Below are 20,762 nucleotides of genomic sequence, written 5' to 3' on the forward strand. Positions count from 1 at the left end.
ACGCACCCCGCGTGTCGTCCGGCGCCGCCGTACAGTCGTCCCAGCCGCAGGATCCAGCCAGGAGCACGTCCCCATGAAAGACACCTTTTCCGTACGCGACACCCTCGAGGTCAACGGCCAGCGCCACGTCTTCGCCAGCCTGGCCAAGCTGGGCCAGCGCTACGACCTGAAGCGGCTGCCGTACTCGCTGAAGATCCTGCTGGAGAACCTGCTGCGCCACGAGGACGGCGTCGACGTCACCGCGAAGGAGATCGAGGCCATCGCGAAATGGGACGCCAAGGCCGAGCCCGCCACCGAGATCGCCTTCATGCCGGCGCGCGTGGTGCTGCAGGACTTCACCGGCGTACCCTGCGTGGTGGACCTGGCGGCGATGCGCGACGCCGTGGTGAAGCTGGGCGGCGACGCCACCCAGATCAACCCGCTGGCACCGGCCGAGCTGGTCATCGACCACTCGGTACAGGTCGACGTGTACGGCTCGGAGAGCGCGCTGGAACAGAACGTGGCCATCGAGTTCGAGCGCAACCAGGAGCGCTACTCGTTCCTGCGCTGGGGCCAGAAGGCGTTCAACAACTTCAAGGTGGTGCCCCCGCGCACCGGCATCGTGCACCAGGTGAACCTGGAGCACCTGGCCCGCGTGGTGTTCACCGCCGACATCGGCGGCGAGAGCTGGGCCTACCCGGACACCGTGTTCGGCACCGACTCGCACACCACCATGATCAACGGCCTCGGCGTGCTGGGCTGGGGCGTGGGCGGCATCGAGGCCGAGGCGGCGATGCTGGGCCAGCCCTCCTCCATGCTGATTCCGCAGGTGGTCGGCTTCAGACTCACCGGCAGGCTGGGCGAGGGCGTCACCGCCACCGACCTGGTGCTCACCGTCACCCAGATGCTGCGCAAGCTCGGCGTGGTGGGCAAGTTCGTCGAATTCTTCGGCACCGGCCTGAAGCACCTGCCGCTCGCCGACCGCGCCACCATCGGCAACATGGCACCGGAATACGGCGCCACCTGCGGCATCTTCCCGATCGACCAGGAAGCGCTGAACTACATGCAGCTGTCCGGCCGCAGCGCCGCGCAGATCAGGCTGGTCGAGGCATACGCCAAGGCCCAGGGCATGTGGCACGACGAGAACAGCCCGACGCCCGAGTACACCACCACGCTGGAGCTGGACCTCGCCGACGTGCGTCCGTCGATGGCCGGCCCGAAGCGCCCGCAGGACCGCGTGCTGCTGGAAGGCGTGCAGCAGAGCTTCCATGACGTGGTCGGCGCGCTCACTGCGAACCGCCGCCCGAAGAACGGCGCGGCCGCCGCGTTCGCCAACGAGGGCGGCGCCACCGCCATCGGCAACCCGGCCAACGCGATCGGCGAAACCGGCGTGCTGGTCGAGAAGGACGGCCAGAGCTTCCGCGTCGGCGACGGCTCGGTGGTGATCGCCGCGATCACCTCCTGCACCAACACCTCCAACCCGGCGGTGATGCTGGGCGCCGGCATCGTGGCGAAGAAGGCCGCGGCGAAGGGCCTGAAGGCCAAGCCGTGGGTGAAGACCTCGATCGGGCCGGGCTCGAAGGTGGTCAGCGACTACCTGGAGCAGACCGGGCTGCTGAAGGAACTGGAGAAGATCAACTTCTACATCGTCGGCTACGGCTGCACCACCTGCATCGGCAACTCCGGCCCGCTGCCGGTGGAAATCAGCAAGGGTATCGCCGATGGCGACCTGGCGGTGGCCTCGGTGCTCTCGGGCAACCGCAACTTCGAGGGTCGCGTGCATCCGGAAGTGAAGATGAACTACCTGGCCTCGCCGCCGCTGGTGGTCGCCTACGCGCTGGCCGGCACGCTGGACATCGACCTGACCAAGGACGCCATCGGCACCGGCAACGACGGCAAGCCGGTCTACCTGAAGGACATCTGGCCGAGCAACCAGGAAATCTCCGACGCGATCGCCGGCGCGATCAACCCGGCCATGTTCGAGAAGAACTACGCCGACGTATTCAAGGGCGACAGCCGCTGGAACGCCATCGCCTCGCCGGACGGTGCGGTCTACCGGTGGAATGACTCCACCTACATCAAGAACCCGCCCTACTTCGACGGCATGACGATGGCGCTGGGCAAGGTGGAGGACATCCACGGCGCCCGTGCGCTCGGCGTGTTCGGCGACTCGATCACCACCGACCACATCTCGCCGGCCGGCTCGATCAAGAAAGACAGCCCGGCGGGCCGCTTCCTGATCGAGAAGGGCGTGCAGCCGAAGGACTTCAACTCCTACGGTTCGCGTCGCGGCAACGACGACGTGATGGTGCGCGGCACCTTCGCCAACATCCGCATCAAGAACCTGATGCTCGACAACGTCGAAGGCGGCTACACCCTGCACGTGCCGACGGGTGAGCAGATGTCGATCTACGACGCCGCGATGAAGTACAAGGCGAGCAAGACCCCGCTGGTGGTGCTGGCCGGCAAGGAATACGGCACCGGCTCGTCGCGCGACTGGGCGGCCAAGGGCACCCTGCTGCTGGGCGTGAAGGCGGTGATCGCCGAGAGCTTCGAGCGCATCCACCGCTCCAACCTGGTCGGCATGGGCGTGCTGCCGTGCACCTTCAAGGACGGCCAGAACGCGCAGACGCTGGGCCTGACCGGCCGGGAAACCTTCGACATCACCGGCCTGGACGACGGCAACTCGAAGGAAGCCACGGTCACCGCCACCGCCGCCGACGGCGGCAAGAAGCAGTTCAGCGTGAACGTGATGCTGCTGACCCCGAAGGAGCGCGAGTTCTTCCGCCACGGCGGCATCCTGCAGTACGTGCTGCGGCAGCTGGCGGGCAAGAAGGCCGCCTGATTTCCGGCGCGGACCTGCGCAGGACGAAAGACCGCCCCGTCGTCCGGGGCGGTCTTTCAGCGTGTGGGAAATCGCCTGGCGCCCGCAGCGCCTACAGCGCGTGCTTCCACGTGGCCGAGTAGCAGTGCCACGCACCGTCTTCCTCGCGCCACGCCGATTCGACCTGGTACAGGCCCAACTGGTCGGGCAGCAGCTTGCCGCCGCTGGTCAGGGTGACGGTGAACGAGGCCATCATCCGTTCGCCGCGACGCTCGATCGACACCGGCCCCATCGTCACGCCGATCCGCTCGCCGCGCAGCGCGAGCAGCCGCACCATGTCGGTCAACTGGCGCCGATCCAGCGTGCCGGCATTGCCGTCGAAATCCTCGCTGAGCGGTTTGCCTGCGCCACTGGCCGAACCCGCTTCGGCCGCCTGCGCCACCGCGGCGATCGCCTCGCGCACCTGCGTTTCGTCGGGCGTGCGGTGACAGGCCGGCAAGGCCAGCACCAGCAAGGCGATCGCGGCCAGCAGGCCGGCGTTTTTTCTCGGGCAGATCATGGGCAGAACTCGTTGCGGTGCGGCTTGCCGCTATACGCGGGCGTATGCTCCAATGAAACGGCGCATGGCCATGATGGAAGCCGCGTCATCCTATAGCCATCGTCGACTCGCCGTCATCGACAAAACAGGGAACCCGAGCATGAGCAATGAACGTCCGTGGCTGGAGCACTATCCGGCCGGCGTACCCGCAGAAATCGACGTCAACCAATACGCTTCGGTACCGGCCGTGCTGGACGAAGCGTTCGGACGTTTCAGCGATCGCCCGGCGTTCTCCAGCTTCGGCCGCCAGCTCAGCTATGGCCAGATCGACGCGCTGAGCCGCCAGTTCGCCGGCTACCTCACCGGCGTGCTCAAGCTCGGCAAGGGCGACCGCATCGCGATCATGATGCCGAACGTGCTGCAGTACCCGATCGCGCTGTTCGGCGCGCTGCGCGCCGGACTGGCGGTGGTCAACACCAACCCGATGTACACCGCACGCGAGCTGAGACACCAGTTGGAGGATTCCGGCGCCAAGGCGATCGTGGTGCTGGACAATTTCGCCGCCACCCTGCAGCAGGTGGTGGCCGACACCGGAGTGCTGCATATCGTCACCACCGGCATCGGCGACCTGCTCGGATTTCCCAAGGGCGCACTGATCAATTTCGTGCTCAAGCACGTGAAGAAGATGGTGCCGGCCTTCCACCTGCCGCAGGCGGTGCGCTTCCGCGACGCGCTGGCGCGCGGCGCGGCGCATCCGCTGCATCCGGTTGCGCTGAACCACGACGACATCGCCTTCCTGCAGTACACCGGCGGCACCACCGGCGTGGCCAAGGGCGCCATGCTCAGCCACGGCAACATGATCGCCAACATGCTGCAGGCCGACGCCTGGATCGGCGCCAACGCCAAGCCGGGCCAGGAAGTGATCATCACCGCGCTGCCGCTGTACCACATCTTCTCGCTGACCGCGAACGGGCTGGTGTTCATGCGCCTGGGCGGCCTCAACTGGCTGATCACCAATCCGCGCGACATGCCCGGTTTCGTCAAGGAGCTGGCCAAGTCCGGCTTCACCGCGCTGACCGGCGTCAACACGCTGTTCAACGGGCTGCTGCACACGCCCGGCTTCGACGAACTCGACTTCTCCCGGCTGCACCTGTCCCTGGGCGGCGGCATGGCGGTGCAGCGCGCGGTGGCCGAACGCTGGAAGAAGGTCACCGGCTGCACCCTGGCCGAAGCCTACGGCCTGACCGAGACCTCGCCCGCGGTCTGCATCAACCCGCTGGACCTCAAGGAATACAACGGCTCGATCGGCCTGCCGGTGCCCTCCACCAACGTGGCGATCTGGTCGGAAGACGGCAAGCCGCTCCCCGTCGGCGAGGTGGGCGAGCTGATGGTGCAGGGCCCGCAGGTGATGAAGGGCTACTGGCAGCGCCCGGACGAGACCGCCAAGGTGCTTGGCGCCGACGGCTGGCTGCACACCGGCGACATCGCGAAGATGGACGCCAACGGCTACTTCTACATCGTCGACCGCAAGAAGGACATGATCCTGGTGTCCGGCTTCAACGTCTATCCGAACGAGGTCGAGGACGCGGTGATGCAGCACCCTGGCGTGCTGGAGGTGGCCGCGGTCGGCGTGCCGGACGAGCATTCCGGTGAAGTGGTGAAGCTGTTCGTGGTGCGCAAGGACCCGAACCTCACCGAGGACGCACTCAGGCAGTTCTGCCGCGAGAACCTCACCGGCTACAAGCGGCCCAAGTTCATCGAGTTCCGCGACAGCCTGCCGAAGAGCAACGTGGGCAAGATCCTGCGCCGCGAGCTGCGCGACGAGAAGAAAGCCACCGCCTGAGTCCCGACCCGGCCGGAGGCCTCGAAACCGAAAACGCCCGCATGACGCGGGCGTTTTCCTGCGGCAGCGGCGTTTCGCTCAGCCGTCCTTCCAGTGTTCCAGGATGTCGGCGTAACCACCAAGCAGATTCCACAGCGGCACCTGCTTGTCCTCGGGGATGTGGCTGTATGAAAACCCGATGTGGTGGTCGGAGATGCGCGCGATCACGGCCTCCAGGTGGATGTGCAGGTTGTGCCCGAAGATCATGTCGAGCATCCAGCTCTGCCCCACCTCGCCGGACCATCCCAGCGGACGCCGCAGCAAGGCGCCGGTGGCCGAGATATCGACCAGTTCGGTCGGATGCGACTCGCCGTGCCGGCTCATCAGCACCGTCGTCTCGATCTGCATGCGCGCCGGGCGCAATTGTTCCGTTCCCGCGCCGTCTGGTCCGCGCTTGTTGTCGTTCGCCATCAGTCCACCATCCGTCTGCGCCTGCCCTACGGCCACGACACCATGGCCAACACCATCCTGAAACCTTCCGGCCGCATCATGCGCGCGGATGCCCCGCACTTTCCATGCGTGACTCCCGCGCCAGCCATCCTGCATGTCGGCTAGTCGTGTTCATCGGGATATTACAAGCAACCACCATGCCATCCCCACCGGCCGACCGGATGCAGGCACCGCTTGACGCCGGCCGATACGGCACCTGACAGGCCACGGGATCGCGCCAGGTTCGCCACGGCCCTGCGTCGTCGATGCAGGGATGCGCCTGACGCGGCCAAGTCTCATCCGACGCATTGGGTCACATGCCGCCCTTGCACCGCCGGAATCCCCGATTCGCACCGGCGGGACCGGCGTATCGTGTCCGTCACGGGCCTCCGCGCGGAGTCGACAAGCGCACGCGATCCCCGATCCGGCATGCACACGCCACTGGACTTGCCGCCGGCCAGACGCTACTCTTCGCCCACGCGTGGTTCCATGGAAAACGGTTGCCGATCATCTCGGGCACTCCGTGGCTTCCATGCGATTGCTCTCTAACCGACCCGTTGAACCGTCAGTGGCGCCACCCCTCGCCGCTTCCGACTTTCGCCCATGCCGTGGCTGACAACCCGGAGCTGGCGTGCAACGGTCGATTGCGGCCCGCCTGACCGAACCGCCATCGAGCGGCTTCGTCATGCCCGTCGTGACGATGGCGCCCGTCGCGCCTCGACCGAGATTGTGAAGAACGCAGTACCCCGGGAACGCCGCCTCACGGCCGTGTTCCGAGTGCGGACACCCCATGGTTGTGCCGGCATGTGGATGATTCCGATCGTGTTGCACACACTGCCAGCCGCTGCAGGCGGCCCAACGACATGTATTGATGAGCACTGAGCCCGTCGAGCCACAGAGCCCGGATGCCGTAGCGCAGGACGCGTTTGCATCGGTACCGCAGCAGCAGGAAATGCCGCTGGCCATCGTGCGCGGCCAGCCGATGCTGCAGATGCCGCAGGACCTGTACATCCCGCCGGATGCGCTCGAAGTCATCCTGGAGGCGTTCGAGGGTCCGCTGGACCTGCTGCTGTACCTGATCCGCCGGCAGAACCTGGACATCCTGGACATCCCGGTCGCCGAGATCACCCGGCAATACATGGCCTACATCGAGCTGATGCAGGACGTGATGCGGCTGGAGCTGGCCGCCGAGTACCTGCTGATGGCCGCGATCCTGGCCGAGATCAAGTCGCGGCTGCTGCTGCCGCGGCCACCGGCCGAGGAAGGGCTGGAAGACGATCCCCGTGCCGAGCTGGTGCGGCGCCTGCAGGAATACGAGCGGTTCAAGCGGGCCGCCGAGGACATCGAGGCCCTGCCCCGGCAGGAACGCGACAGCGTGGTGGTGCACGCCGACGTGGGCGAGCGCAACGTGATCAAGCTGCCGCCGCCGCTGGACCTGCCCGAGCTGCTGCTGGCGCTGAAGGACGTGATGCACCGCGCCGAGCTGTTCGGCCACCATGCGATCAAGCGCGAGGCGCTCAGCGTGCGCCAGCGCATGGGCGAATTGCTGAGCCGGCTCGACGACAGCAGCTTCCATCGCTTCGAGAGCCTGTTCGACGTCAGCGAAGGCCGCCTCGGCATCGTGGTGACCTTCCTGGCGATGCTGGAGCTGGCCAAGGAGATGCTGGTCGAGATCGTCCAGGAAGAGCCACTGGCGCCGATATACGTGAAGGCGAAGGCGACCGCCTCCGGACATGCCGCCGAGGAACCGGCGGACGACGCCTCGACGGGCGAATCGGCGCTGGTCGAGTCGTCCGGCGAATGAGCGATACCCACCTGAATCCGCAACCGACTCCGAAGGTCATGCAGATCGAGCAACTCAAACCCATCATCGAGGCCGCCCTGCTGGCCTCCACCCAGCCGATGACCGTGCAGCAGCTGGGCGACCTGTTCAGCGAGGCCGACGACGTCAGCCGCGAGCAGATCGCCCGCGCGCTCGAGGCATTGGCCGGGGACTGCACCGGGCGCGGCGTCGAGCTGAAGGAAGTGGCCTCCGGCTTCCGCTACCAGGTGCGCCAGGACGTGCATGCCTGGATCTCGCGGATGTGGACCGAGCGGCCCAGCCGCTATTCACGCGCGCTGCTGGAGACGCTGGCGCTGATCGCCTATCGCCAGCCGATCACCCGCCCCGAGATCGAGCAGATCCGCGGCGTGGTGGTGTCCTCCAACATCATCAAGACGATGGAGGAACGCGAGTGGATCCGCGTGGTCGGCTACCGCGACGTGCCCGGCAAGCCGGCGCTGTACGGCACCACCCGCGCGTTCCTCGACTACTTCAACCTGAAATCGCTGGACCAGTTGCCGCCGTTGTCGGAAATCCGCGACATGGAAGACCCGCAGTTGCGCTTCGAACCCGATCCACTGCCCGCCCGCATCGTGCGCGACCTGCCGGTCGATCCGGACGAGGAAACGCCCGACGCCGAGGCACCGGCCATCGACCCCGCATCCGGTGACGCCGGCTCCGACCCGAGCCCGCACGCCGAGACCTTTGCAACCACTGCCGACGAGGCAGCGACCCCCGCCGCGGACGCCGAACCCGACGCCGCCGGGCAAGATCCCGAGGAGTACCGCGCATGACTGCGCCGCAAAAATCCGTTCTGTCCCTGAAGCGCGAACCCCGTGCCGACACCGACGCCCCCGCCCTGGAAGAGCGCCTGCACAAGGTGCTGGCAAACGCGGGCCTCGGCTCGCGCCGCATGCTCGAGGTGCGCATCCAGTCCGGCGAAGTCGAACTCAACGGCAGCCCCGCCACGATCGGCGCCAGCGTGCACGCCGGCGATCGCGTGGTGATCGACGGCAAGCAGTTCGTGGTCGCCACCGACAGCCGCGACGACGCCGAGGTGGTGATCTACCACAAGCCCGAAGGCGTGCTGACCACCCGCGACGATCCGGAAGGCCGCCCCACCGTGTTCGAACAGCTGCCGCGCCTGAAGGGCGCGCGCTGGGTCGCCGTGGGCCGGCTCGACATCAACACCACCGGCCTGCTGCTGCTGACCACCGACGGCGAACTGGCCAACGCGCTGATGCATCCGAAGAGCGGGCTGGAGCGCGAATACCTGTGCCGCGTGCACGGCGAGGTGCCCGACGAGACCATCGAACGGCTGAAGGCCGGCGTGGAACTGGACGACGGCCCCGCCCGCTTCGACGAGATCGCCGTGATCAGCCGCGGCGGCAGCCACAGCTGGTTCCGCGTGGTGATCCGCGAGGGCCGCAACCGCGAGGTACGCCGCCTGTGGGATTCGCAGGGCTTCCTGGTCAGCCGGCTCAAGCGCATCCGCTACGGCACGATCGAGTTGCCGCGCCACCTGCGCCGCGGCGAGTGCGAGGCGCTCGACGCCGAGAACATCAAGCAGCTTCGCCAGACCGCCGGCCTCGGCGCGCCGCAGCCGGTGCTGACCCTGAGCCCGGTGCTGCACCAGCGCCGTGCCAACCGCAACGTCACCGAATACCGGCCCGAGCGTGGCGCCGGCACGGCGTGGACCGGCGGCCAGGACGAGGCGCGCGAACTGCGCGCGTTCGACCGCATCCGCGAGGAACCCGTGCGCGGCCGCAAGCCGCCGCGCAGCGGCGGCAAGGATGTCAACGGCAACGTCGCCCACCCCGAACGCAGTGGCGGCGGCAAGCGCGGCGGCAAGGGCCGGCGCGTGGCGCCAGGCCAGGAGCTGCCGTCGGTGCGTACCTGGTTCGCCGGCGAAAGCCGTGACGGCAGCAGCCGCCCCGGCGCCGCGCGCGGCAACGCCGGCGGTGCCGCCGGCAATCGCCGCCCGGCTGGCGGCAAGCCGTTTGGCGCACGCAGCGGCGGCGGCGAAGGCCGCGCTGCCGGCAGCCCGTACAGCGGCTTCGGTGGCGAACCGCGCGGCCCCGGCATGGGCGGCAACCGCGCACCGGGTAATCGTGGCGCCCGGCCACAGGGCCAGGGACAAGGCCAGGGCAACCGCGCGCACGGCAACCAGGCACGCCCGCAAGGCCATGGTGGCAATCGCCCGCAGGGTGGTGGTAGTGGCCGGCCGCAGGGCCAGGGCGGCAACCGCCCGCAAGGCGGCGCCCGCCACGGCGGCCCGGCTGGCGGTCGTCCGCCGGGTCGCGGCGGCAACCGCTCGGGCAATCGCTGAGTCCGCCACGAGGTCACCGAGCGATGGTGCGCATCTATCACAACAACCGCTGTTCCAAGTCCCGCGCCACACTGGCTCTGCTGGAGGAGCGCGGTACGGCGGTCGAGGTGATCAACTACCTGGATACCCCGCCGAGCGCGGCCGAACTTACCCGGTTGCTGAAGCAACTGGGAATGACCGCGCGCCAGTTGCTGCGCACCGGCGAGGCGGAGTACCAAACGCTCGGCTTGGGCGACCCTTCGCTCGACGACGCTGCCCTGATCGCCGCGATGGTGGCTCACCCGAAACTGATCGAACGGCCGATCGTGGTCGCCAACGGCAAGGCCGCGCTCGGCCGGCCGCCGGAAGCGGTGCTGGCGATCCTCTGAGCCGACCCGAGGCCGTCTTGGGCGCAGGGACAGCAGAGCCCCGCGCCTGTCCTCGCACTCCGCAGCAAAACCCTGCGACGACCATCGTCCGCACTGGCGCAGCCGATCGATATTTCTTCCGACGGCTGAAGCCTTTCGCAGCGGCCGGAAGGCCATTTATTTCACCGCACGACGACTGACGCCGGCGCTAGGATGCCCGGCGCGAGTCCGCTTCCCGGATTGTTCCTGGTCTCTCGCACGAGCCGGGTACGCAGGATCGCCACTAGATACCGTCGTGCCACTCAAGGCGCCGTCATTGCCTCGCCTGCGGCCTCGGGTTTCACGTGTGCTGCGCCTCAGCACGTTACAGTGGAAACGGAGATGCATCATGTCCAGCGAACCTGTCCGCGATCCCGCAAAAGATCATCTGCTGACTCCCCAGAACGCTGCCTTCATCGTCATCGACTACCAGCCGGTGCAGGTGAACTCCATCGCCTCGATGGACCGTCAGCTGCTGGTCAACAACATCGTCGGCACCGCCAAGGCGGCCGTGGCGTACGGCCTGCCGATCGTGCACAGCACGGTCAATGTCTCGACCGGCCTCAACAAGCCGCCCATCCCGCAACTGCGCAAGGCGCTCGACAAATTTCCCACGTACGACCGCACCACGATCAACTCGTGGGAGGATGTCGAGTTCCGCAAGGCCGTTGAAGCCACCGGCCGCAATAAACTCGTCATGACGGCACTGTGGACGGAAGCCTGTCTGACCTTCCCGGCACTGGATGCCCTGAAGGCCGGCTATGAGGTCTACGTCGTTGCCGACGCCGTCGGCGGAACGTCGCCCACCGCCCACGAGATGGCCCTGCGCCGCATCGAACAGGCCGGCGGCAAGATGATCAGCTTGACCCAGCTACTGTGCGAGTTGCAGCGCGACTGGGCACGCCAGGCCACGGTACCGGACTTCATGCGCATCTTCATCGAAACCGGCGGGACGATGGGCCTGCAGCTCTCGAACGACCGGGATTAGTGAATCCACGTTCGTCGCCATGTCAGGGGCAGGCGCCACAGGCCTGCCCCTGCACTCGCAGTGCATGCAGATCCCGTCGATCCCATCCGTCACCCCGACCAAGGAGTCGTCATGTCCGCTTCGCTTTCCCGCTGGCTGCTGCTCGCCATCGTCTCGATCCTGCCCTGGCAGCTCGCCCACGCCACCTCGGACAACGGCATATCGGTTGATCTGGCGAAATACGCCAACCGCGCCACCCTGCCGGATTTCACCGCTGCCGCCTGTCCCGACAACCCGCGCGCCCTGGTACAGGTCAAGGGCAACCTGTATCGCCACACCACCGGCCCCGGGCTGGCGGTGCACAGCGGCTTCGTGCTGATCACCAGGGAAGGCGCGCTGGTGATCGATCCGGCGATGACCTGCACGGCCGGCTGGCTGCGCGACGAAATCCAGCACCGCTTCAGCGTGAAGGTGAAATACGTCGTCTACACCCATGGCCACGCCGACCACATCAGCGGTGGCCAGGTGTTCCAACAGGACGGTGCGATCGTGGTGGCCAACCAGCGCGCGCTCGAACCGATCGTCGGCGAGAAGATTCCCACAGCCGTGCCGAACAAGGTGTTCGACACCGACATGAAGATCACTCTCGGCGGCGAAACTGTGCTGCTGCATCGGGTCGCGCCCAGCCATTCGGACAGCATGACCATGGTGCTGTTTCCCAAGTACAAGGCGTTGCAGTGCACTGACGTTTGCGAGAGCAAGTCGATGCCGTACAACGACTTCCTCGACTTCTACTATCCCGGCTGGATCGAGACGCTGGACTGGGTCGCCAAGCAGGACGTAGACATCATCGACGTCGGCCACTACAGCCCCGCGACCAAGGCCGACGAGGCCGCACTGCGCACCTACATGGTCGACCTGCACAAGCAGGTGCTGGATCTGGTGCGTTCGGGCCAGTCGTGGGACCAGCTCTACCGCAACGTGAAGTTCAGCGACGAGGTGAAGCACTGGATCGCCTTCGACACCATGCACACACTGAACATAGTGGGCATGTACCGCTGGGTGTCCAACCATCGCCGCGGCGAGTGGTAAGCGGACATGCAGAACCTTTGACAACCACCGTTGGACAACACCACAGGCAGCCCTATGACATCCGTTGAACGCCAAATCGCCTCGGTCGCCGACCTGATTGCAGCCACCCGGGACGCAAACGCCACGTCGATCGTCGTTCGAGGGCGACTGACCGATGTCCCGTCCATCCGGCTGACTCCCGGGCAAGCGCTGCAAGGCGACGGCGACGATGCGGCAATCGCCTTCACGGCCGGCATCGACGGCCTGCAGTTGAGCTCCGACAACCAGGTGCGCAACATCCATCTCGAAGCCTCGCCCGAAAAGCGGGCGATCTTCAACGACACCTCGGTCGGCAGCCTGGGGCGGATGTGGCTGACCGGCGTTTCGACCGTGGGCCAGGTGCAGATCCTGGCGCGCGACAAGGTTCGCAGCGGACACGTGGATCTCGATGGGCTGGACGTCGTGGCGGCCGACGCGCGCGGGCAACCCGACCGTCCCAACGGCTACGGCGTCGACGTGCTGCAAGGTGCGTTCACGCTGTGGAACATGCAGGCCGACGCGAGCGTGGTGATCAGCGCCAGTCTGGAGGGACTGTCGGCAGGACGTGCCGCGGCGCCGGTGCTGGGCAGCGGCATCTTCGTCAGTGGCGCCGGCTTCAGCGGTGGCCGCCTGGTCGTCTCGATCCTGCAGACCGGCGAGGTGCACAGCAACGGCATGATTCCGCCGGGCACGCCGAACCAGATCACCGGCGGCGTATTCACGGTGTTCAACGCGCACGTCGCGGTGGTGCACAACCTCGGCCCGGTCTTCACCTATGGCGTGAACGACATGGTGCTGGACAACTGGGGCTCGGTGGATCGCTGGACCGCCGAGGAGAAGCTCACCTCGTACGGCCCCAGCGGCATCGGCTTCGTGAACTTCGGCATCGTCAACGAGCTGAAGGTGAATGCGCCGATCGAGACCTTCGGCCAAGGCGCGCGTGGCTACAACGTCTATACCGGCACCGTGAACGATGCCGAGTTCGACCGCATCACCACGCATGCCGACGGCGCGATCGGCATCCAGATCAGCCAGCCGGTGGGTCGCCTGGTCGTCCATCGCGGCATCGAGACCTTCGGCGGCACCGGCGACTCGCTGGTGAAGGGCGTGGTGGTAAAGCTTTCGGCATTCGCCCTGAGCATCAAGCCCGGTGGTTCGGCCCGCGAGATCGACATCGATGGCGGCGTCGTCACCAACGGCAAGGGCATCGCGCCGATCGAGATGCTGGGTTCGATCGGTGAGCTGCACATCACCGGCGGCATCAGGGCCGCCGAATGAACGACATCCGCAGCATGCAGCGCAAGATTGAAACCGTCTTGCCCTCGCAGCGCGTCATCGATGACGGCGACATGCTGCTGTGGCGCGCGTTGCCGCTGCCGGCGCGGGAATCGCTGGGGCCGTTCGTGTTCATCGACCACTACCGTCACCACAACCGGCGTGGCATCGGCGACTCGCCGCATCCGCATGCCGGCATCGAGGTGATCAGCTACCTGCTCGAAGGCGGGGTGGAGCATCGCGACAGCGAGGGTTTCCACGACCGCCTCGGTCCGGGCGATGCGCAGTGGATCCGTGCCGGCCGCGGCATGCTGCATGCGGAGCAACCGACCGGCGGTCGCCACGGCCTGCAACTATGGACCAGTCTGCCGCCCGCCATGAAATTCGCCGAGCCGGCGTATGCCGCGTTCCGTGCCGCCGACATTCCCGAAATCCGGCGCGATGGCGCGAAAGTCCGCGTCATTGCCGGCACGGTGGACGGCGTCGAAGGGCCGATGAAGAACGCCACCCCAACGATCTTCGCGCACATACAGTTGGATGCCGGCGACAACATCACGCTGACGGTGGACGAGACGGCCGAACTCGGGCTTTACGTGCTGGACGGCCGCATCGAAGGCATCGCCCACGCGACGATCGGGCCGGGCGAGCTCGCGATCCTGGGCTCCGGCCCGCAACTGACGGTGACGGCCACCGCCGGTCAGCGTGCCGACGTGGCCCTGCTCGGCGGCGCGCCGGTCGAGGGCACCCTCATCTTCGCCGGCCCGTTCGTGATGGATACGCCCGAGCGCGTGGAACGGGCAAAACGGGATTTCATCAGCGGCAGGATGGGGCGTCTCGACGGCGTGCCGTTCTGATGCTTAGCCCGGATCGAGCGCGAACGCGTCGGCATCCATCCACGCCGGGAAACGTTCGCGGTGCGCCAGCAGCGGCGCCGGGTCGAGCGTGACCGTCACCACCTGCTCCTGCGCGCCCAGCTCCACCAGCGGCTCGCCGACCGGGTCGATCACCGCGCTGTCGCCGGCATAAGGAATCTCGTTGCCGTCCACGCCGACCCGGTTCACCCCGACCACGTAGCCGAGGTTCTCGATCGCGCGTGCGCGCAGCAGCGTGCGCCACGGGCCGCGGCGCGGCGTGGGCCAGTTCGCCACGAACACGGCCAGGTCGTAATCCATGCCGCCAGCGGCGGATGCCAGCCGGCGATTGCGCAGCCACACCGGAAAGCGCAGGTCGTAGCAGACCTGCGGCAGGATGCGCCACCCCTTGAGTTCCACGATCAGGCGCTGGTTGCCGCCGCCGTAGCGGGTATGTTCGCCGGCCATGCGGAACAGGTGGCGCTTGTCGTACTGCTCGAAGCTGCCGTCCGGTTGTACCCACAGCAGGCGGTTGTAGACGACGCCGTTTTCGCGGATCGCCAAACTGCCGCAGATCACCGCGCCCACCTCGACCGCCAGCGCGCGCAGCCAGGCCACGCCCTCGCCGTCCATGGTTTCGGCGCTGGCATGGGTGTCGTTGCTGAAGCCGGACAGGAACGTCTCCGGCAGCACGATCAGGTCGCTGCCGAGCGCCTGGCGCACCAGTGCGCCGTAGTAGTCGCGGTTCGCGGGCGCGTCGTGCCAGCGGGTGGCGCCCTGCACCAGCGAAACCTTCAGTGGTTGCATGCTCACAGCCGGCATAAGCGCTCCGCTGCCGCTTCCATCGTGGCGTCGCTCTTGGCGAAGCACAGCCGCAGCAAGCGCGTACCCGGCGCGCTTTCGTAGAACGGCGTCAGCGGGATCGTCGCCACACCGCCATGCTCGACCAGCCACTTGCTGAAGGCGAGGTCGTCCTCGTCGCGGATCGCCGAATAGTCGACCAGCTGGAAGTAGCCGCCCGGCACGTCAAGCAGCTTGAACCGCGACGGCGCCAGCAGCGCGCGGAAGCGGTCGCGCTTGGCCTGGTAGAACGCGGGCAACTCCTGGTAGTGCTGCGGCGTGCTGGCCATGAATTCGGCGAACGCCACCTGCGCCGGGTGGAAGGTGCAGAACGTGAGGTACTGGTGCACCTTGCGGAACTCGGCGGACAGCGCGGCCGGCGCCACCGCGTAGCCGACCTTCCAGCCGGTGCAGTGGTAAGTCTTGCCGAACGAGGAGACCACGATGCTGCGCTCGGCCAGCTCCGGGTGGCGCAGCACGCTCTCGTGCTGCGCGCCGTCGTAGACGATGTGTTCATACACCTCGTCGGACAGCACCACGATGCCGGTGTCGCGCACGATCGCCGCCAGCTCGTCCAGGTCGGCCGCGGACAGCACCGCGCCGGACGGATTGTGCGGGCTGTTGATCATGATCATGCGGGTCTTCGGCGTCACCGCGTCGCGCACCCGCTGCCAGTCGATCGCGAACGCCGGCACGGTCAGCGGGATATGCACCGCGCGCGCGCCCTGCAGGTCGATCGCCGGCTCGTAGCAGTCGTAGGCCGGGTCGAACACGATCACCTCCTCGCCTGCGCGCACCGTCGCGGCGATCGCCGCGAAAATCGCCTCGGTGGCGCCGGACGTGACCGTGATGTCGGTATCGACGTTGAGCCTGCGGCCGTACAACCGCTCGGTCTTCAGCACGATCTGCTCGCGCAGGGCGGCGGTTCCGTGCATCGGCGCGTACTGGTTGCGGCCTTCGTTCATGGCGCGGTTCAGCGCATCGCGCAACCCCTGCGGCGGTTCGAAGTCAGGAAAACCCTGGCCCAGGTTGACCGCCTTGTGCTGCAGCGCCAGCTGGCTCATCACGCTGAAGATGGTGGTACCGACTTTGGGTAGCTTGGTCGCGATCATCATTTGGCCGTATAAATGTCCGTAAACCCGGCAGCGTACTGCATCGGGGCCACCGCGCGCATCACGTCGCCGGAAGTTCGTCCAGCGGGCGCTGCTTGCATTGCTCGTGCTTCAGCAAGGTGGTGGCCGGCAGCCGCTCGGCCAGGAAATCGACCAGCGCGCGCACGCCCGGCAGCATGCCGCGCCGGCTGGGATAGACGAAGTGCATGGTGCCCTCGGGTACGCTCCACTCCGGCAGCACCACCTCGAGTTCGCCGGCTGTGATCGCCGGCGCGCAGACGAACTCCGGCAGCAGCGCCACGCCCATGTCGCGCCGGGCAGCCTCCAGCAGCACCGCGAAATCGCCGGTGATCAGCCGCGCCTGTACCTCGACGTTGACCTGCTCGCCGTTCGCGCCGATCAGTTCCCACACTTGCGCGCCTTCGTGCTCGCGCATCGACAGCGCCGGCAGCTTGGCCAGTTCCTCCGGCGTGGCCGGACGTCCCTGGGTTTTCAGCAAGGCGGGGCTGGCCACCAGCTTGGTACGCGACTGGCCGAAACTGCGGATCACCAGGTTCGCATCCGTATCCAGCTTGCTGCGCACGCGGATCGCCAGGTCGTAGCCTTCGCCGATCACATCGACCCGGCGATCGCTGGACAGCAGCCGCACCTGCATCTTCGGGTATAGCGCGAGGAATTCCGGCAGCACGTACGCCAGTACCGTTTGCGCCAGCGACACCGGGCAGCTAAGGCGCACCATGCCACGCGGCTCGGCGCGCAGTTCGTCCACCGCATCCTGTGCCGCCTGCGCCTCTTCCAGCACGGCGCGGCAATGCGCGTAGAAGCGCTCGCCGACCTCGGTCACCACGAAGCGCCTTGTGGTCCGCTGCAGCAGGCGTACGCCCAGCCGTTCCTCCAGTTGCGCCACCCGCTTGCTCAGGCGCGACTTCGGCACGCCCAGCGCGCGGCCGGCCGCGGAAAAACCGCCGTGCTCGACCACCGCAGCGAAGAAGTACAGGTCGTTGAGGTCCTGCAGAGCGCCGCTCAATATCGTCATAGTCGTTTCCATTCAAGAACGATAAGTTCGATAAATACCATCTTATCGCCGCATTGTTCCAAATATATCCTGATTCCATCGCCAATCACATGGCCTGACCAGGAACCTTTCCATGAAACTCTTGCATATCGATTCCAGCGCGCTGGGTGGTTATTCGGTCTCGCGCCAGCTGACCGCCGACATCGTAGCCGAGCTGAAGCGCACTACGCCCGACGCCAACGTCCACTACCACGACCTGGCCGCGCAGCCGCTGCCGCACTGGACGCCGGTGGCCGACGCCAGCGACCCCGCCGCCGTGCTCGGCACCGAGATGCTCGAAGAGTTCCTCGCCGCCGACGTGGTGGTGATTGGTGCGCCGATGTACAACTTCGCCATTTCCAGCCAGCTCAAGGCGTGGCTCGACCGCATCCTGGTCGCCGGCAAGACCTTCCGCTACACCGCGAACGGTCCCGAAGGCCTGGCCGGCGGCAAGCGGGTGATCGTGGCCTCCAGCCGCGGCGGTGTCTACGGCAAGGACACGCCTGCCGCCGCAATGGACTTCCAGGAGCCCTACCTGCGCACCGCATTCGCCTTCATCGGCATCGGCGACATCGAGTTCGTGCGGGCCGAAGGCGTCGCGATCGGCGACGAGCAGAAGGCCGCGGCGCTGAAGTCGGCGCACAGCACGATCGAAACGCTGGTCGCCAAGGCCGCCTGACCCCGGCCGCACCGCGACACGAACGCCCTCTCCCGCGCGGAGGGGGCGTTTTTCGTTGCAACGCCGGCGCCCGGCGGCCGCCACGGTGGAAAAACCGCGCGCCTGCCGACACACTGCGGGTTCACCCGCTACCGGAACCCGCGCATGAAACGCTCGCTACGCCTGCCCATGCTCGTCCTGCTGGCCCTGGCGCCCACCGTGCAGGCCGCCGACCTGCTGGTCGACAACGTCAACGGCTACACGCTGGACAGCCACGGCAAGCTGCAGCACTTCCAGGCGTTGCTGGTCGACCAGGGCAAGGTCGTCGCCACCGGCGGCAGCGCCGAACTGGCGGCACGCGCGGGCGGCGCCAGGGTAGTCGACGGTCATAGCCACACCCTGCTGCCCGGCCTGATCGACGCCCACGGCCACGTGCTGGAACTGGGCTACGCGCGCAACAGCGTCGACCTCACCGGCACGAAATCGCTGGCCGAGGCGCTGGCCAAGGTGAAGGCATATGCCGCGGCGCACCCCGACGCAAAGTGGATCCTCGGCGGCGGCTGGAACCAGGAAACCTGGAAGCTCGGCCGCTTTCCCACCGCGAAGGACCTGGACAGCGTGGTGCCCGACCGACCGGTCTGGCTGAGCCGCGTCGACGGCCACGCCGCCTGGGCGAACACCGCGGCGATCCGGCTGGCCGGCGTGAGCAAGGCCAGCAAGGATCCCGGCGGCGGCCGCATCGAGCGCGACGCCGACGGCCATCCGGCCGGCGTCTTCGTCGACGGCGCCACCGAGCTGGTCGGCCGCAAGGTGCCCGCGCCGACCATGCCGGAAAAGGCCGCCGCGCTGGACACCGCGCTGGCCGAGATGGCCAGTGTCGGCCTCACCGGCGTCGGCGACGCGGGCATCGACGCGGACAACTACAGGCTCTACCGGCAGTACGCCGACGCGCGCAAGCTCACCGCGCGCATCTACGCGATGATCCATGACACCGGCGAAGCGTTCGACACGATCAGCAAGGAGGGCCCGCTGATCGGCTACGGCAACGGCTTCCTCACCGTGCGCGCGGTGAAGCTGTTCGCCGACGGCGCGCTGGGCAGCCGCGGCGCGGCGATGCTGCAGCCCTACGCCGACGACCCGCACAACCGCGGCCTGCTGTTCATGCCGCCCGCGACGATGACCGCGAAGATCGACAAAGCGTTCGGCAAGGGCTACCAGGTGGCCATCCACGCCATCGGCGACCGCGCCAACCGCGAGGTGCTGGACAGCTTCGCCGCCGCGTACAAGTCGCATCCCGACGCCATCGCGCTGCGCAACCGGGTCGAGCACGCGCAGATCGTGTCGCTGCAGGACATCCCCCGCTTCGTGCCGCTCAAGCTGATCGCCTCGATGCAGCCGACCCACGCCACCTCCGACATGAACATGGCGGAGGACCGCATCGGCCACGAGCGGATCAAGGGCGCCTACGCCTGGCAGCGCTTCCTCAAGCAGGGCACGGTCGTCGCCGGCGGCTCGGATTTCCCGGTGGAATCGCCAAACCCGTTCTACGGCCTGTACTCGGCGGTCACCCGCGAGGATCACGCTGGCCAGCCGCCCGGCGGCTGGTATCCCGACCAGGACATGACGCTGACCCAGGCGCTGCGCGCCTTTACCCTCGACGCGGCGTACGCCGAGCATGCGGAAAAGACCCTGGGCACGCTGGAGCCGGGCAAGTGGGCCGACTTCATCCTGGTCGACCACGATATCTTCAAGGATCCGGCGAGCAAGATCTGGAACACGAAGGTGCTGCAGACCTGGGTCGGCGGCAAGCAGGTCTACGCCGCACACGACTGACCGGGCGCCCCGCTTGCGCAAAGGCCGGCCGCATGGCCGGCCCTTGCCGTCTTGATGGTCAGATCGTGGACGTCCTGCCGCCATCCATCGGGATGATCGCGCCCGTGGCGTAGCTGGCCCGCGCCGAAGCCAGGAACACCGCGACATCGGCGATCTCCTCGGGCTCGGCCATGCGCCCCAGCGGAATGCCGGCGAGTTGTCAGGCCAGCACTTCCTCGCGTGGCAAACCGCTGGCGCGCACGGCGGCATCCAGGCCCTCGTCGACCCGGCCGGTGCGGGTGATGCCGGCGCATTGGACCAGGTTGGCGGAAAGCCGCGGGGTGACGGCTGTCAGCGGCAATGGCTGAGGAATGCCCCTGTGCGGCCGCCGCCGCAAGCCGCAGCATGCCATCAGCGCCGCCGGGGCTCCCGCCCGGCCCTATAGGCCATCAGTCATGTTGCGTAATCGCATCGCGCCTATTGACAGCTCAAAGTTTAGTGTTATAGTTCACTACAACACCACTCAACGAGGTCACTAAGGAGGCCCGTCATGAAAGCGCAGAACCTGATCGCCAGCGTCGCCGCCGTCCTGTTCACCTTCGCCAGCCTGAGCGCCGTCAACTACAACGTCGAGCGCCAGCCTGCCCCGGCCGCCAAGGCCAGTGCCGTCCCCGTCATCAACCTGGCGCCGGTCCAGGTCCGCCCCAGTGCCGCCGAGATGCGCTCGGCCGCCCTGCTGAGCGAGATCGGGGTAGCCGGAATCGCCACCACCCCGGCCATGCGCCGCCTGGAAGATCCCGGCAATACCGAGCAGTTCAGCCTGCTCGGGTCGCAGCTGGTCATGCCCTACTATGCGTTTGGCAACAAGTTCGGCCGCATCGCCAAGGAATAAAA

General features: G+C 67.3%; 19 protein-coding genes and 1 pseudogene. 13 read left to right on the forward strand and 7 right to left on the reverse strand.

Annotated features, from left to right (window positions below; genetic code table 11):
• Positions 1-73: 73 nt before the first annotated feature.
• A complete protein-coding gene (gene acnA, locus RHOFW104R8_RS13400; RefSeq protein WP_068091631.1) occupies positions 74-2,824 on the forward strand; it encodes an aconitate hydratase AcnA in 2,751 nt (916 codons plus the stop codon).
• Positions 2,825-2,915: 91 nt separating this feature from the next.
• Here the strand turns inward: acnA and RHOFW104R8_RS13405 are convergent, their stop codons facing one another.
• Positions 2,916-3,362: a hypothetical protein gene (locus tag RHOFW104R8_RS13405; RefSeq protein WP_068091633.1), complete on the reverse strand. Its 447-nt coding sequence runs from the start codon at positions 3,360-3,362 to the stop codon at positions 2,916-2,918.
• A gap of 139 nt (positions 3,363-3,501) precedes the next feature.
• Between RHOFW104R8_RS13405 and RHOFW104R8_RS13410 the strand changes: the two genes are divergently transcribed.
• Entirely contained in the window at positions 3,502-5,184 is a 1,683-nt protein-coding gene (locus tag RHOFW104R8_RS13410; RefSeq protein WP_068091636.1) for a long-chain-fatty-acid--CoA ligase, read from the forward strand.
• Between the two features lie 78 nt (positions 5,185-5,262).
• On the opposite strand, the gene RHOFW104R8_RS13415 is transcribed toward RHOFW104R8_RS13410, so the two are convergent.
• On the reverse strand, positions 5,263-5,634 hold the full coding sequence (locus RHOFW104R8_RS13415; RefSeq protein ID WP_068091639.1) for a PilZ domain-containing protein: 372 nt from the start codon (positions 5,632-5,634) through the stop codon (positions 5,263-5,265).
• Between the two features lie 889 nt (positions 5,635-6,523).
• Here RHOFW104R8_RS13415 and RHOFW104R8_RS13420 point away from each other — a divergent pair.
• From RHOFW104R8_RS13420 to RHOFW104R8_RS13455, 8 genes are all read left to right on the forward strand, one after another.
• The gene (locus RHOFW104R8_RS13420; RefSeq protein ID WP_068091642.1) at positions 6,524-7,456 is read left to right on the forward strand and encodes a ScpA family protein; all 933 of its coding nucleotides are present in this window, start codon (positions 6,524-6,526) and stop codon (positions 7,454-7,456) included.
• 38 nt (positions 7,457-7,494) lie between these two features.
• Positions 7,495-8,268, forward strand: coding sequence for an SMC-Scp complex subunit ScpB (scpB, locus tag RHOFW104R8_RS13425; RefSeq protein ID WP_068091716.1), 774 nt, complete (start codon positions 7,495-7,497; stop codon positions 8,266-8,268).
• Positions 8,265-9,803, forward strand: coding sequence for a pseudouridine synthase (locus tag RHOFW104R8_RS13430; RefSeq protein WP_068091644.1), 1,539 nt, complete (start codon positions 8,265-8,267; stop codon positions 9,801-9,803). The genes scpB and RHOFW104R8_RS13430 overlap by 4 nt, the downstream gene beginning before the upstream one ends.
• A 23-nt stretch (positions 9,804-9,826) precedes the next feature.
• Positions 9,827-10,171, forward strand: coding sequence for an arsenate reductase (glutaredoxin) (gene arsC, locus RHOFW104R8_RS13435; protein WP_068091647.1), 345 nt, complete (start codon positions 9,827-9,829; stop codon positions 10,169-10,171).
• Positions 10,172-10,538: 367 nt separating this feature from the next.
• A complete protein-coding gene (locus RHOFW104R8_RS13440) occupies positions 10,539-11,177 on the forward strand; it encodes a hydrolase (protein ID WP_068091650.1) in 639 nt (212 codons plus the stop codon).
• A gap of 111 nt (positions 11,178-11,288) precedes the next feature.
• On the forward strand, positions 11,289-12,248 hold the full coding sequence (locus RHOFW104R8_RS13445) for an MBL fold metallo-hydrolase (RefSeq protein ID WP_068091653.1): 960 nt from the start codon (positions 11,289-11,291) through the stop codon (positions 12,246-12,248).
• A 54-nt stretch (positions 12,249-12,302) separates the two neighbouring features.
• Complete coding sequence (locus tag RHOFW104R8_RS13450) at positions 12,303-13,544, forward strand: hypothetical protein (RefSeq protein ID WP_068091656.1); 1,242 nt, start codon at positions 12,303-12,305, stop codon at positions 13,542-13,544.
• A complete protein-coding gene (locus RHOFW104R8_RS13455) occupies positions 13,541-14,395 on the forward strand; it encodes a pirin family protein (RefSeq protein ID WP_068091658.1) in 855 nt (284 codons plus the stop codon). The genes RHOFW104R8_RS13450 and RHOFW104R8_RS13455 overlap by 4 nt, the downstream gene beginning before the upstream one ends.
• Before the next feature lie 3 nt (positions 14,396-14,398).
• Here RHOFW104R8_RS13455 and RHOFW104R8_RS13460 read toward each other — a convergent pair whose 3' ends face one another.
• From RHOFW104R8_RS13460 to RHOFW104R8_RS13470, 3 genes are read right to left on the reverse strand one after another with little or no spacing between them, the layout of a single operon-like run.
• Positions 14,399-15,199, reverse strand: coding sequence for an amidohydrolase (locus RHOFW104R8_RS13460; protein WP_162840151.1), 801 nt, complete (start codon positions 15,197-15,199; stop codon positions 14,399-14,401).
• A gap of 2 nt (positions 15,200-15,201) precedes the next feature.
• Positions 15,202-16,347 (reverse strand): pyridoxal phosphate-dependent aminotransferase, encoded by a 1,146-nt coding sequence (locus RHOFW104R8_RS13465; protein ID WP_201028718.1) that lies wholly within the window; start codon positions 16,345-16,347, stop codon positions 15,202-15,204.
• Between the two features lie 58 nt (positions 16,348-16,405).
• Complete coding sequence (locus tag RHOFW104R8_RS13470; protein ID WP_068091664.1) at positions 16,406-17,380, reverse strand: LysR substrate-binding domain-containing protein; 975 nt, start codon at positions 17,378-17,380, stop codon at positions 16,406-16,408.
• Between the two features lie 112 nt (positions 17,381-17,492).
• On the opposite strand from RHOFW104R8_RS13470, the gene RHOFW104R8_RS13475 reads away from it, so the two are divergent.
• Together RHOFW104R8_RS13475 and RHOFW104R8_RS13480 are read left to right on the forward strand one after the other, a co-directional pair.
• A complete protein-coding gene (locus RHOFW104R8_RS13475) occupies positions 17,493-18,077 on the forward strand; it encodes an FMN-dependent NADH-azoreductase (RefSeq protein WP_068091667.1) in 585 nt (194 codons plus the stop codon).
• 144 nt (positions 18,078-18,221) lie between these two features.
• The gene (locus RHOFW104R8_RS13480) at positions 18,222-19,889 is read left to right on the forward strand and encodes an amidohydrolase (RefSeq protein WP_068091670.1); all 1,668 of its coding nucleotides are present in this window, start codon (positions 18,222-18,224) and stop codon (positions 19,887-19,889) included.
• 58 nt (positions 19,890-19,947) lie between these two features.
• On the opposite strand, the pseudogene RHOFW104R8_RS17880 reads toward RHOFW104R8_RS13480, so the two are convergent.
• A pseudogene (locus RHOFW104R8_RS17880) lies at positions 19,948-20,085 on the reverse strand (SDR family oxidoreductase); the annotation flags it as partial.
• Positions 20,086-20,088: 3 nt separating this feature from the next.
• Complete coding sequence (locus RHOFW104R8_RS17885) at positions 20,089-20,229, reverse strand: hypothetical protein (protein ID WP_161487752.1); 141 nt, start codon at positions 20,227-20,229, stop codon at positions 20,089-20,091.
• 189 nt (positions 20,230-20,418) lie between these two features.
• Between RHOFW104R8_RS17885 and RHOFW104R8_RS13485 the strand changes: the two genes are divergently transcribed.
• Entirely contained in the window at positions 20,419-20,760 is a 342-nt protein-coding gene (locus RHOFW104R8_RS13485; protein WP_068091673.1) for a hypothetical protein, read from the forward strand.
• The last annotated feature ends 2 nt before the right edge of the window (positions 20,761-20,762 follow it).

It is taken from the genome of Rhodanobacter sp. FW104-R8 (assembly GCF_001617365.1).
GTDB lineage: Bacteria > Pseudomonadota > Gammaproteobacteria > Xanthomonadales > Rhodanobacteraceae > Rhodanobacter.

What these genes read in the sequence shown, in the direction of transcription:
- acnA (WP_068091631.1), top strand. Translation starts at nt 74, where the DNA reads ATGAAAGACACCTTTTCCGTACGCGACACCCTCGAGGTCAACGGCCAG.
- RHOFW104R8_RS13405 (WP_068091633.1), bottom strand. Translation starts at nt 3,362, where the DNA reads ATGATCTGCCCGAGAAAAAACGCCGGCCTGCTGGCCGCGATCGCCTTG.
- RHOFW104R8_RS13410 (WP_068091636.1), top strand. Translation starts at nt 3,502, where the DNA reads ATGAGCAATGAACGTCCGTGGCTGGAGCACTATCCGGCCGGCGTACCC.
- RHOFW104R8_RS13415 (WP_068091639.1), bottom strand. Translation starts at nt 5,634, where the DNA reads ATGGCGAACGACAACAAGCGCGGACCAGACGGCGCGGGAACGGAACAA.
- RHOFW104R8_RS13420 (WP_068091642.1), top strand. Translation starts at nt 6,524, where the DNA reads ATGAGCACTGAGCCCGTCGAGCCACAGAGCCCGGATGCCGTAGCGCAG.
- scpB (WP_068091716.1), top strand. Translation starts at nt 7,495, where the DNA reads ATGCAGATCGAGCAACTCAAACCCATCATCGAGGCCGCCCTGCTGGCC.
- RHOFW104R8_RS13430 (WP_068091644.1), top strand. Translation starts at nt 8,265, where the DNA reads ATGACTGCGCCGCAAAAATCCGTTCTGTCCCTGAAGCGCGAACCCCGT.
- arsC (WP_068091647.1), top strand. Translation starts at nt 9,827, where the DNA reads ATGGTGCGCATCTATCACAACAACCGCTGTTCCAAGTCCCGCGCCACA.
- RHOFW104R8_RS13440 (WP_068091650.1), top strand. Translation starts at nt 10,539, where the DNA reads ATGTCCAGCGAACCTGTCCGCGATCCCGCAAAAGATCATCTGCTGACT.
- RHOFW104R8_RS13445 (WP_068091653.1), top strand. Translation starts at nt 11,289, where the DNA reads ATGTCCGCTTCGCTTTCCCGCTGGCTGCTGCTCGCCATCGTCTCGATC.
- RHOFW104R8_RS13450 (WP_068091656.1), top strand. Translation starts at nt 12,303, where the DNA reads ATGACATCCGTTGAACGCCAAATCGCCTCGGTCGCCGACCTGATTGCA.
- RHOFW104R8_RS13455 (WP_068091658.1), top strand. Translation starts at nt 13,541, where the DNA reads ATGAACGACATCCGCAGCATGCAGCGCAAGATTGAAACCGTCTTGCCC.
- RHOFW104R8_RS13460 (WP_162840151.1), bottom strand. Translation starts at nt 15,199, where the DNA reads ATGCAACCACTGAAGGTTTCGCTGGTGCAGGGCGCCACCCGCTGGCAC.
- RHOFW104R8_RS13465 (WP_201028718.1), bottom strand. Translation starts at nt 16,347, where the DNA reads ATGATGATCGCGACCAAGCTACCCAAAGTCGGTACCACCATCTTCAGC.
- RHOFW104R8_RS13470 (WP_068091664.1), bottom strand. Translation starts at nt 17,380, where the DNA reads ATGACGATATTGAGCGGCGCTCTGCAGGACCTCAACGACCTGTACTTC.
- RHOFW104R8_RS13475 (WP_068091667.1), top strand. Translation starts at nt 17,493, where the DNA reads ATGAAACTCTTGCATATCGATTCCAGCGCGCTGGGTGGTTATTCGGTC.
- RHOFW104R8_RS13480 (WP_068091670.1), top strand. Translation starts at nt 18,222, where the DNA reads ATGAAACGCTCGCTACGCCTGCCCATGCTCGTCCTGCTGGCCCTGGCG.
- RHOFW104R8_RS13485 (WP_068091673.1), top strand. Translation starts at nt 20,419, where the DNA reads ATGAAAGCGCAGAACCTGATCGCCAGCGTCGCCGCCGTCCTGTTCACC.